The sequence below is a fragment of the Stenotrophomonas sp. STEN029 genome (assembly GCF_056760015.1).
Genome location: NZ_JBRREC010000018.1, coordinates 51,725 through 62,579, shown reverse-complemented (window position 1 = coordinate 62,579; position 10,855 = coordinate 51,725). Strand labels below are relative to the sequence as shown.

8 protein-coding genes are annotated in these 10,855 nt (G+C 65.0%); 2 read left to right on the top strand and 6 right to left on the bottom strand.

Annotated features, from left to right (window positions below; translation table 11 throughout):
- Positions 1 to 82: 82 nt before the first annotated feature.
- The 5 genes from ACVOLI_RS06275 to ACVOLI_RS06255 form a co-directional block, all read right to left on the bottom strand.
- A complete protein-coding gene (locus ACVOLI_RS06275) occupies positions 83 to 850 on the bottom strand; it encodes an alpha/beta hydrolase (protein WP_481533966.1) in 768 nt (255 codons plus the stop codon).
- A 219-nt stretch (positions 851 to 1,069) separates the two neighbouring features.
- Positions 1,070 to 1,825: a tetratricopeptide repeat protein gene (locus ACVOLI_RS06270; protein WP_481533965.1), complete on the bottom strand. Its 756-nt coding sequence runs from the start codon at positions 1,823 to 1,825 to the stop codon at positions 1,070 to 1,072.
- Between the two features lie 26 nt (positions 1,826 to 1,851).
- Positions 1,852 to 2,811 (bottom strand): acetyl-CoA carboxylase carboxyltransferase subunit alpha, encoded by a 960-nt coding sequence (locus ACVOLI_RS06265; RefSeq protein WP_481533964.1) that lies wholly within the window; start codon positions 2,809 to 2,811, stop codon positions 1,852 to 1,854.
- 76 nt (positions 2,812 to 2,887) lie between these two features.
- A complete protein-coding gene (dnaE, locus tag ACVOLI_RS06260; RefSeq protein WP_481533963.1) occupies positions 2,888 to 6,478 on the bottom strand; it encodes a DNA polymerase III subunit alpha in 3,591 nt (1,196 codons plus the stop codon).
- Between the two features lie 213 nt (positions 6,479 to 6,691).
- Positions 6,692 to 7,336 (bottom strand): hypothetical protein, encoded by a 645-nt coding sequence (locus ACVOLI_RS06255; RefSeq protein ID WP_481533962.1) that lies wholly within the window; start codon positions 7,334 to 7,336, stop codon positions 6,692 to 6,694.
- A gap of 142 nt (positions 7,337 to 7,478) precedes the next feature.
- Here ACVOLI_RS06255 and ACVOLI_RS06250 point away from each other — a divergent pair, with 142 nt between their 5' ends.
- Together ACVOLI_RS06250 and ACVOLI_RS06245 are read left to right on the top strand one after the other, a co-directional pair.
- On the top strand, positions 7,479 to 9,701 hold the full coding sequence (locus ACVOLI_RS06250; RefSeq protein WP_481533961.1) for a winged helix-turn-helix domain-containing tetratricopeptide repeat protein: 2,223 nt from the start codon (positions 7,479 to 7,481) through the stop codon (positions 9,699 to 9,701).
- A gap of 47 nt (positions 9,702 to 9,748) precedes the next feature.
- On the top strand, positions 9,749 to 10,213 hold the full coding sequence (locus ACVOLI_RS06245) for a hypothetical protein (RefSeq protein WP_481533960.1): 465 nt from the start codon (positions 9,749 to 9,751) through the stop codon (positions 10,211 to 10,213).
- A gap of 17 nt (positions 10,214 to 10,230) precedes the next feature.
- Here the strand turns inward: ACVOLI_RS06245 and ACVOLI_RS06240 are convergent, their stop codons facing one another.
- Positions 10,231 to 10,848 carry a ribonuclease HII gene (locus ACVOLI_RS06240; RefSeq protein WP_481533968.1) on the bottom strand — a complete coding sequence of 206 codons (618 nt, stop codon included), beginning with the start codon at positions 10,846 to 10,848 and terminating at the stop codon, positions 10,231 to 10,233.
- Positions 10,849 to 10,855 lie beyond the last annotated feature (7 nt).

Sequence of the window (10,855 nt, the reverse complement as noted above, 5' to 3'; positions counted from 1 at the left end):
CGCCAAAGGGAGGGCTCAAGCTCTGCCCCCTCCCTTTGGCGCAGCCAAGGGGAGGGCAGGGGAGGGGTTGAGCTTGTGAGCCTTACTGCCCCCTCAAAGCCTCAGCAAACTCCGGATAGCCAAACACATCATTGTGGTCGGCATCAGCGATGGTTATTGCCTGCGCGACGCCGGGCCGGAATTCGCGCAGCAGCCGCAGCGAACTCGCATTCGGAATCACCTCATCCCTGCCGGCGATGATCAGCGTGGTGGGAGCGGTGATCTGCGCCGCGTGACGCCAGGAGTCGTAGTGGTCGCGTAGCAACAAGCGCACCGGGAAGGCCGGGAACATGCGTGCCGCAAGGCCGCCGATGCTGTCGTAAGGGGTGATCAGAATCAGTCGCTGAACCGGCCGCGCAGCCGCGAGTTGCACGGCGACGCCCGAGCCGAGGCTGCGGCCGATCACGACGATGTCCTGGGCTTGGCCGTTGCTGGTGCTGTCGTACAGCGCCAAGGCATCGCCAACAAGCATGGCTTCGGTCGGTGAGCCGCTGCTGCCGCCATAGCCGCGGTAGTGCATGGCGTGGATGGCGGCATCGGGGAAGCCCTGCTGCAGCATCGGCAGCGCCTGCGAGACATCTTCGGCATTGCCGCCGAAATACAGGATGAGCTGCGTGCTGTGCTGCCGATTGCTGGAGACGATGATGTCGGCATCGCCGCGCGGCATGGTCCAGTGCGGTACATCGGCACTGCGCGGAGCCGGGTGGTAGAGCATGCTGCGGGCATTGAAGGCGAGCAGGGCGCAGGCAATCAGGTACGTGCTGGCGAGCACGCTGATGGCGATCAACAGGACTTTCAGGCTGGTGATCATGCTGCTTGGCCTCGCCGGGGATGGGGAGAAGGCAGATAACACAGTCCATCGGTGCATCGCGTCGCCACAATCCGGTGCCAGCAAGCAGGCGGATACCGTGTTTGTAGGAGCGGCGTAAGCCGCGAAGCAAGTACATCACCAGATGGCGCAGGTGCCAAGCGCTCCAGCAAGGCTAGCTTCGCGGCTTACGCCGCTCCTACAAAGGCCTTGGTCCTGCGCTCAGCCTGCCGGCGTCAGCTGCCGCAGTTCCTTGCGTGCGGCATCGATCCAGGCGCGCTGTGCCTGCTGGTAGTAGCGCGGTGAGGTCTCGGCGCGGTCGAGGATGTTCTGCAGTTGCCTGGCCGCGTCGTCGTCGCGGCCGGCGCGCTTGAGCAGCAGTGCATAGCGCAGCCGCGCTTCCTCGCCCGGGTAGCCGCCGATCATGGCTTCATACTCGTGCAGGGCGGCAGGGATGTCCGCGCTGTCTTCCACGGTGCGGGCATACAGCAGGTGGCCGTCATGCGAGCGGAAGTTGGGGTTGGCCGCGATCAAGGCTTCCAGCGTCTTGCGCGCCTGTGCCGGCTGCTGCAGGCCGTACTGGGCCTTGGCCAGGCCCAGCATCAGGTCCGGGTCCTCGCTGTGCAGTCCGCGCAGCGCACCTTCGTACAGCGTCGCCGCTTCGGCATATTCGCCGCGGTCCAGGTGCTCCTGGGCCAGGCGCCTGCGGTTGTCGGCTGTGTCGGACACCCGCAGCCGCTGGTCGGCCTGGCGCTTGCCACGCTGCGGGTCGATCTGGTCGCGGACCTGACGCAGGCCGCGGCGCGCGGTCGGGCTGTTGCGCAGGTCCGGCAGTACCTCGGCGATCAGGTAGATCAGCACTGCCAGGTAGGAGAAGAAAAGCAGGATGAAGATCCAGTACAGCGGTCGCCCGGTGCGCACGACGTGCACGCAGCAGGCGACCTGCAGGATCAGCGAAAGCAGAATGATCGGACTCATCCGTGTGTCCCTGTGGCGGAAGCGGCTCAGGCCGCTTCGTAGGCACCGTAGCTGCGCAGGCGCGCGTAGCGGCGCGCCAGCAGTTCGTCGAGGGGCAGCTTCTCCAGCGCGTCCAGCTCATTGAGCAGCACGGCCTTCAGGCGCTTGCCCATCTGCGTGGGGTTGCGGTGGGCGCCGCCGATCGGCTCGCGGATCATCTTGTCGATCAGGCCCAGGCTCTTCAGGCGCGGGGCGGTCATGCCCAGCTGCTCGGCGGCGTCCTTGGCCTTGCCGGCGTCCTTCCACAGGATGGAGGCGCAGCCTTCCGGGCTGATGGTCGAGTAGACGCTGTATTCCAGCATCAGGGTGCGGTCGCCCACGCCCAGTGCCAGCGCGCCGCCGGAGCCGCCTTCGCCGATCACGGTGCAGATCACCGGCACCTTCAGCTCCGCCATTTCCATCAGGTTGCGGGCGATGGCTTCGGACTGGCCGCGCTCTTCAGCGTCGATGCCCGGCCAGGCGCCAGCGGTGTCGATCAGGGTCAGCACCGGCAGGCCAAAACGCTCGGCCATCTTCATCAGGCGCAAGGCCTTGCGGTAGCCCTCGGGCTTGGGCATGCCGAAGTTGCGGCGCACCTTTTCCTTGGTATCGCGGCCCTTCTGGTGGCCGATCAGCATCACCGAGCGGCCGCCGATGCGGGCCAGGCCGCCAACGATGGCCCTGTCATCGGCAAAGGCGCGGTCGCCGGCCAGTTCCTGGAACTCATCGCAGAAGATGCGGATGTAGTCGAGCGGGTAGGGGCGCGACGGGTGGCGGGCCACCTGCAGCACCTGCCACGAGGACAGGTTGCGGAAGATCTGGGCAGTACGCAGGCGCAGCTTGTCTTCCAGCGCCTTGACCTCAGCATCGACATTGACCGCCGGCCCGGCGCTGGCATTGCGCAGGTCCTTGATCTTGGATTCCAGATCGGCGATGGGTTGCTCGAAATCGAGGTAGTTCGGATTCATCGGAAACCGTCAGCAATGAAAGGGGGGAAGTGTAGCCGAACGCGCCGTATCAACCCGTACGCGTCCGTCCGGACAATCAATTGGCCCAGGGCGGGCTGTACTTGACCTTGACCCGGCGCACGGCCGGGTCCTCGCGCAGGGCATCGAGCAGCTTGGGCGTGACCCGCACCGAGCCGCTGCTGCCGAGGTCGAGCATGCCGGCAATGCTGCCGGGCTTGCCGTTGAGCAGCAGGTCCAGGCGCAGGGGGGTACGGCCCGGGCGGGCGGTGGCGAGCAGGGCGTCGATGCGCTGCCAGATCGGGCCGCCACGGCCGTCCACGCGCATCGATACGCGCAAGGCGTGGTCGGCGCAGAGCTGCTCGTAGTCCCAGCACTGGCGGATGCGCAGGGCATAACCGCCGTTGAACTCGTCTTCGCGCAGGCCGCCCTTGACCACCAGGATGCGGTCCTTGGTCATCAGGTGGCCGAATTCGGCCAGGCCATCGGAGAACGCGCTGCATTCGACCCGGCCCTTGCCGTCTTCCAGGGTCACGAAGACCTGGCTGTCGCCCTTGCGGCGGACGCCAATGACCATGCCGGCCAGGATCACCGGGGACTCCTGGCGCCAGGCGCGCTTCTCGCCGTCCTTGGAGGGGAAGGCCGGCGCAATCAGTTTGTCGAGGCCGCCGAGGTCGGTGCCGACCAGTTCCTTGACGTCATCGGCATACGGGTCGAACGGGTGGCCGCTGAGGAAAAAGCCCAGCGTCTCACGTTCGCCATTGAGCAGCTGTGCCAGCGGCCATTCCTTGCTCTCGGGCAGGTCGAGCTGGCTGGCGGTGCTGACCGGGTCCGGTGCACCGAACAGCGAGTTCTGCCCGGAGGCCTTCTCGCGCGCCATCTGCTCGGTGGCCTTGATCACCTCCGGCAGCTGTAGCGCCAGGGTCGCACGGTTCTTGCCGATACCGTCGAAGGCACCGCAGTTGATCATCGCTTCCAGCGTGCGGCGGTTGAGCTTGCCCGATTCCACGCGTGCGCAGAAATCCAGCAGCGAGGCGTACTCGCCGCCGCGTTCGCGTTGCTCGACTACTGCTTCGCAGGCACCTTGGCCGACGCCCTTGATCGCACCGAGGCCATAACGGATGGTGTCGGCGTTGGCGGCCTCGAACATATAGGCCGAGTCGTTGACGCGCGGCGGCAGCACGGTCAGGCCAAGGTTCTTCACCTCGGCCAGGAAGCCGACCACCTTGTCGGTGTTGTCCATGTCCGAGGACAACGTCGCAGCCATGAACTCGGCCGGGTAGTGACGCTTGAGCCAGGCGGTCTGGTAGCTGACCAATGCATAGGCGGCGGCGTGCGACTTATTGAAGCCGTAGCCGGCGAACTTCTCCATCAAGTCGAAGATTTCGTCGGCCTTGGGGCCATCGACGCCGCCGGTGGCCGCGCCTTCGCGGAAGATCTCGCGGTGCTTGGCCATTTCCGCCGGCACCTTCTTGCCCATCGCACGACGCAACAGGTCGGCGCCGCCCAGCGAGTAATTGCCGACGATCTGCGCCATCTGCATCACCTGTTCCTGGTACACCATGATGCCGTAGGTGTCTTTCAGGATGACTTCGGTACGCGGATCGGGATAGATGATTTCTTCCTGGCCGTGCTTACGCGCGTTGAAGGAAGGAATCAGGTCCATCGGGCCCGGGCGGTACAGCGACACCAGTGCGATCAGGTCTTCGAAGCGATCGGGGCGCGCGTCCTTCAGCAGGCGGCGCATGCCCGAGGATTCGAACTGGAACACCGCGCCGGTATTGCCGTTGGCGAAGATGTCCTTGTAGGTCGGGGCGTCGTCGAGCGGGATATGGGCGATGTCGATCGGTGGAATGCCGGCGCGCTCATGGCGCTTGTTGATCGCCTTCACCGCCCAATCAATGATGGTCAGCGTGCGCAGGCCGAGGAAGTCGAACTTCACCAGGCCGACTTCTTCAACGTCGTTCTTGTCGAACTGGGTGACCGGGTTCTTGCCGATGCCGCCATCGTCATGTTCGGCGTACAGCGGGCAGAACTCGCTCAGCGGTTCCGGCCCGATCACCACGCCACCGGCATGCTTGCCGGCGTTGCGGGTCAGGTCTTCCAGCTGCAGGGCCAGATCGATCAGGTCGCGGACGTCGTCTTCGGACTCGTAGCGCTGGATCAGCTCGGCCGAGGCCATTTCCGAACTCGTGCCTTCCTTGCCCTTGCCCAGCGCATCCTTCAGGTGGATGCCGAGGATGTTGGGGATCAGCTTGGAAACGCCGTCGACCAGACCGTAGGGGAAGCCGAGCACGCGGCCGGTATCACGCACCACCGCCTTGGCCGCCATGGTGCCGTAGGTGATGATCTGGCTGACGCGCTCGCGGCCATACTTGCGTGCAACGTAGTCGATCACCTCGTCGCGGCGATCCATGCAGAAGTCGATGTCGAAGTCGGGCATCGACACGCGTTCCGGGTTGAGGAAGCGCTCGAACAGCAGGTTGTAGGGCAGCGGATCCAGATCGGTGATCTTCAGCGCCCAGGCCACGAGCGAACCGGCACCGGAACCACGGCCCGGGCCGATCGGAATGCCCTGGTTCTTACCCCACTGGATGAAGTCGGCCACGATCAGGAAGTAGCCGGGGAAGCCCATCTTGATGATCGTGTTGAGCTCGAACTCCAGCCGCGCGTCATAGTCCTCGCGGGTCATGCCGGCAGCAATTGGATGCACCTGCAGGCGCTCTTCCAGGCCGTCGCGCGAGATCTTCTGGATCCAGCTGTCCAGGGTCTGGTCGTCCGGCACCGGATAGTTGGGCAGGAAGTAGGTGCCCAGCCGCATCTCGACGTTGCAGCGTTCGGCCAGCGCCAGGGTGTTGTCGATCGCGTCGGGGATGTCGGCGAACAGCTCGCACATCTGTTCCGGCGTCTTCAGGTACTGCTCGGCGCTGTACTCACGCGGACGCTTGGGGTCGTCCAGCACGCGGCCGGTGGAAATGCAGACACGCGCCTCATGCGCGTAGAAGTCATCCGGCGACAGGAAGCGCACATCATTGGTGGCCACCACCGGCAGGCCGCGCTGGCCGGCAGCCTGCAGCGCGAACTGGTTGAAGGCTTCTTCGCCATCGCGGCCGGTGCGGGTCAGTTCCAGGTGCAGGCCGTCACCGAACACGCGCTGCCAATCGGCGAGCTGCTGCTCGGCCAGATCATGGCGGCCGTCATTGGCCAGGCGCCCGGCCAGGCTGTGACGGCCGGCCAGCGCGAACAGGTTCTTGCAGCCATCCTTCAACCATTGCGGATGCACGGCAACACCACCTTCGTTGCGATGGCCTTCCATCCACGCACGGGTCAGCAGCCTTGACAGGCTCAGGTAGCCTTCACGGTCGCGGCACAGCAAGGTCATGCGCCAGGGGTCCTGGCCGTCCTCGGTGATCAGCAGGTCGGCGCCGGCGATGGGCTTGATGCCCACGCCTTCGGCAGCCTTGTAGAACTTCACCAGCGCGAACATGTTGTTCAGGTCGGTGACCGCCAGCGCCGGTGCCTTCATCTCGACCGAGCGGCTCAGCAGGTTGGCCTGCTTGGCCTTCTTGGGGTCGGCCTGGTCGGGTTTGGCAGGTACGCGGATGGTGGAGTCCACCATCGAGAATTCGGTGTGGACGTGTAGATGGACGAAGCGGGAAGAAGTAGACATGCGGAGCCAGAAGTATGCCGGTGCAGGGTAGCGACGGGGGCGGGGTGGGGCAAGGCTTGACATGCCTGCGACCCGCGCCGGCCCGGGCCAACGGCCCGCAGGTGCACACTATCAGTACGGGCGCAGGCCCGGCTGGGTTGATCGCCAAGTCCCGCCCGTCAGGGCTCCAGCATGAGCTCGGTGGGTCTGGCTGGAGCACTGTCGGTGCCGCTGTCAGTGGACACGGAAGTAGCTGAGCGGTTCAGGTGCGTAGCTGCTTTCACGTACCCGGCGCTGGTGCTCGTGCAGACGGGCTTCGATCTCACGCAGCTCCAGCCAGCTGCGGCGGTTGAAGGCGATGTCATGGTAGCCGCGGCCCTGGCGTTCGGCCTCCATCTGGCGCAGGCGCTGGTAGTCGAGGAAGTTGGCGACTTCGCCGGCCAGTTTCGGCCAGACGGTGTCGATGACGATGGCCTGATCCAGCTGGCCGACGCCCGGGACTGTGTCGGGGATCAGCTGGTGGCTGGCGTGCAGGTAGGCCATGACCAGATGCAGTTCACAACTGACCTCGGCGGCGGGTTCCCAGTCGGTCTCCTGCAGCAGCTGTTCCAGCAGGTCGGCGTGGCGCATCCGCTGCTCGATGCAGGGCGAGGCGCTTGCTTCCCCGGCTGCGTTGTTCAGGCTGCGGGCAGCGGTGGCCAGTTGGTCCGTCTGCAGTGGCGGCTGGGTCCGGCCAAGACGGGCCAGCAGGCCGTTGAAGTATTCCATTTCACGCGGGACCAACAGATAGTCGTTCACATGGCTGCGGCGATGCGGGGTGCCGCTCGGGTACTGGTCCAGAACCTGCGGCAGCGGTAGGCGGGGGTCGATGGCGTACATGGTGGTGCTCCTGCGGGTGGGGCGTCCGGGAGGGGGGAACGCAGCGCCAGCATCCGCTTGGGCGTAGCATTGGTCATGATGGCAGGCGGAGCCTTCAGACAGTCATTGCGCTGGTTTCTGAGGAATTCATGAGGGCTTGCCGATGGGTGCGGTCGAAGACCCTGCTGACACAGGTCAAGCGGTCGAACGCTACCGTTTCGACGGCATCGTGGTGGATGCGCTGGCGCATACGCTCAGCCGTGACGGTCAGTATCAATCGCTGGAGCCAAAAGCATTCGCGGTGCTGTTGATGCTGCTGCGGCATGCCGATGAATTGCTGGTGCGCGACCAGTTGCTGGATGCTGTCTGGGGCCACCGGCATGTGACGCCAGGTGTGCTGACCCGTGCCATCGCGCAGTTACGTTCGGTGCTGGACGACCACTCGCATGAGCCGCGTTACATCCAGACCCAGCACGGTCTGGGCTATCGCTTCATTGGCAAGTTGTTGCCGCCAGAGGCCGCGGCTTCATCGGCCTCGGTCGTTGAAGCGATTTCCACGTCTACGGCGGCGGAGCAGGCTGTTGCAGTTGCTGAACCCGCTGAACACATCGCTGTGGATAGTGATCCGAATGCCGAGCCGTCGCAGCCGCCAGAACGGCGATTGTCGCGCTGGTGGCGGGAGGCGCCGAAGTTGTCGCTGCCAGCGTGGATGCGTTCACGCGCCTTCCTGATCGGCTGTGCGCTGTTGCTGCTGCTGTTGGGGGTTGGTTACTGGTGGTGGAGTCGCACGCCGGTGGTGGCCGGCGCTTCGATTGCGGTGATGCCATTCAGCAGCCTCAGCGACGCCGCCGCCGACCGCTATTTTGCCGATGGTCTGGCGGTGGAGATGCATGATGCCCTCACCAATGTACCGGGCTTGAAGGTGGCCGCACGACAACTCGCGGCGCCTGCCGAAGGCGCTACCGACGATGACGATGTGCGTCGGATCGGGCGCCGTCTGGGTGTGGCCACGCTGCTGGATGCCAGTGTGCGTCGCGAGGGCGGACGCGTGCGCATCAGTGCGCGGCTGTCCGATACCAATACTGGTTTTACCTTGTGGGCGGAAACATACGATCGGGAGATCAATGATGTGTTTGCGCTGCAGGGCGAGATAGCCAACAAGGTCGTGCACGCCTTGCTCGGCCATCTACCGGGGAAGACATCCGGGGTTGCGCAGCGCTTGAACCCGACCAACGACGTCAACGCCTACGATGCCTATCTGCGAGGCCTGTCGCTGCTGCAACGGCCAATCGGCGAGGCCGGCAACGAGCGCGCGATGGCGGCGTTTGCACAGGCGCTGGCGATTGATCCACGCTTCGCGCGGGCCCAGGCCGGCATCTGTCGCGCGCAGATCGCCCGGTTGGAGGGGGTGAGTGACGCAGGCGCGTTCGAGCGCGCACGTCAGGCATGTGCACGAGCGCAGGCGATGGACCCCGGCTTGCGCGAGGTGAGTCTGGCGATGGCGGAAATTGCCCGCGTCAGTGGCCAGAACGAACAGGCGCTGAAGCTGTACCAGCAGGTCATCGATGATCCGGCACTGCGCGCTGATGGTCTGGTCGGACAGGCACGCACTTACGCTGCGCTCGGCAAGGAAGAGCAGGCGCTGCAGTCGTTCCAGCAGGCCATCGCGGCGCGGCCTAGTGATGCGCAGATCTATCGCTTGCTTGGCTACCACCATTGGCTGCGCGGCGACGTGCCCAAGGCGATCGATGCGTTTGTCACCGCCACCGTGCTGCAGCCGGAAGACAGTCGCCTTTGGGGTAGCCTGGGCGGTCTGTATCTTGCCCAGGGCGATAGCGAACAGGCGGGGCATGCGTTCAACATGTCCTTGTCGATCGAGCCCAATGCCGGCGCCTTGACCAACCTGGGTACGATGAAATTCGATCACGGCGAATACGCGGTCGCCGCAGAACTGTTCCAACAGGCGACGGTGCTGGAACCGGAGGACTATCTGCACTGGGGCAATCTTGCCGATGCACTGGCTGCCGCGCCTGCAACCGCCGCGCAGGCACAGGCGCCGTATCTGCGTGCGGCGCATCTGGCGCAGCAATACGTCGATGTGCGCCGCGATGATGCGTATGCCTTGGCCTTGCTGTCCTGGTACCGCGCCAACCTGGGCGAGCGTGCACGCGCGCTGCAGGATCTGCAGGCGGCGCGTGCGTTGGGCACGCAGGCGGCAGAGGTCGCATTGTGGTGCGCGCAGACCTTGACCCTGCTTGGCGACAAGGCGGGCGCGCACAGCTGCGTAGAAAGCGCGTTGAAGCAGGGCATACCGCAGCAGCGCATCGATGCCTTGCTGTCGCTGCAGCGTCATGCGCTGGTCGGCAGCGGCGTGCGTAAGGAGTGAACACGGTTCCTGTCCGTGGCGGCGGACCTCAACGAGGAGTGGTCGTCATGAACCTTGGCGTGTGGCTCTATCTTGTCGTCTCCATCGGAACGGTTGCAGGCGTTGCTGCCTGCGCCACCCAACCTCCGCGCCCGGGTGAGGTGTTGCAATGCACGGAGAACCTGCCGCCGCGTATCGTCAAACTGGTCTACGTCGATGTGGCGTCTGGTCCAGGTGGGCCGGTAATCACTCCGGATGTATGCACGGTGCGTAGTGGTACGCAGGTGCTCTGGCGCACCGCAGAAGATGTATTGGACCCGTTCGCATTGGCGTTTGCCGAATCTCCCGGTGCTGCCGCGTATTACCGCAGTGCGGACAGCACCGGGCAGAAGGACTTCAATTCGCAGCGCATGGGCAGGCGGCAGGAAGTGCTGATCGTTGCAAAAACCGTGAGCAGCGAGAGCAACATCAAGTACGACGTGCGCATCGGCTCAACCCACCTCGACCCGGGGATCAAGATCATGCCACGCTGATGGGGGCGGCGCGTGGCTCAGGATGCGTCCAGGCTCGCACGCACCGGTGCAAAGCTGCGCCGGTGCTGCGGGCAGGGGCCATGTGCGCGCAGCGCTGCCATATGGAAGGGTGTGCCATAACCCTTGTGCTGATCGAAGCCGTACTCGGGGTGCTGCTGGTGCAGTTCCAGCATGAAGCGGTCGCGGCTGACCTTGGCCAGAATCGAGGCGGCCATGATGCTGCGGTCGATGGCGTCACCACCAACCAGTGCTTCGGCCGGGCAGGGCAGGCCCTTGGGAATCTTGTTGCCATCGATGCGGGCGAACTGGGCGACATGTGCCACGCCTTCCACCGCCAGGCGCATGCCCTGCATGGTGGCCTGGAAGATATTGAAGCTGTCGATCTCGGCTACGTCGACCATCACGATCTTGTACGCCAGGGCGCGTTCGATGATGCGGTCGTAGAGCTGGTCGCGGCGGAGTGCAGTCAATGCCTTGGAGTCATCCAGGCCGTTGATGCGTGGACGTTCGGGATCGAACACGACGGCTGCTACCGCGACCGGGCCGGCCAGCGGGCCGCGTCCGGCCTCATCGACGCCAGCAACCAGGCGCGGGGCCTGCCGTGCCAGCAAGGCGGCATCGTCAAACAAGGACAGCGAGGCA

Excerpts from the sequence above, each read along its gene's own strand:
- ACVOLI_RS06275 (WP_481533966.1), bottom strand. The coding sequence starts at position 850 with ATGATCACCAGCCTGAAAGTCCTGTTGATCGCCATCAGCGTGCTCGCC.
- ACVOLI_RS06270 (WP_481533965.1), bottom strand. The coding sequence starts at position 1,825 with ATGAGTCCGATCATTCTGCTTTCGCTGATCCTGCAGGTCGCCTGCTGC.
- ACVOLI_RS06265 (WP_481533964.1), bottom strand. The coding sequence starts at position 2,811 with ATGAATCCGAACTACCTCGATTTCGAGCAACCCATCGCCGATCTGGAA.
- dnaE (WP_481533963.1), bottom strand. The coding sequence starts at position 6,478 with ATGTCTACTTCTTCCCGCTTCGTCCATCTACACGTCCACACCGAATTC.
- ACVOLI_RS06255 (WP_481533962.1), bottom strand. The coding sequence starts at position 7,336 with ATGTACGCCATCGACCCCCGCCTACCGCTGCCGCAGGTTCTGGACCAG.
- ACVOLI_RS06250 (WP_481533961.1), top strand. The coding sequence starts at position 7,479 with ATGGGTGCGGTCGAAGACCCTGCTGACACAGGTCAAGCGGTCGAACGC.
- ACVOLI_RS06245 (WP_481533960.1), top strand. The coding sequence starts at position 9,749 with ATGAACCTTGGCGTGTGGCTCTATCTTGTCGTCTCCATCGGAACGGTT.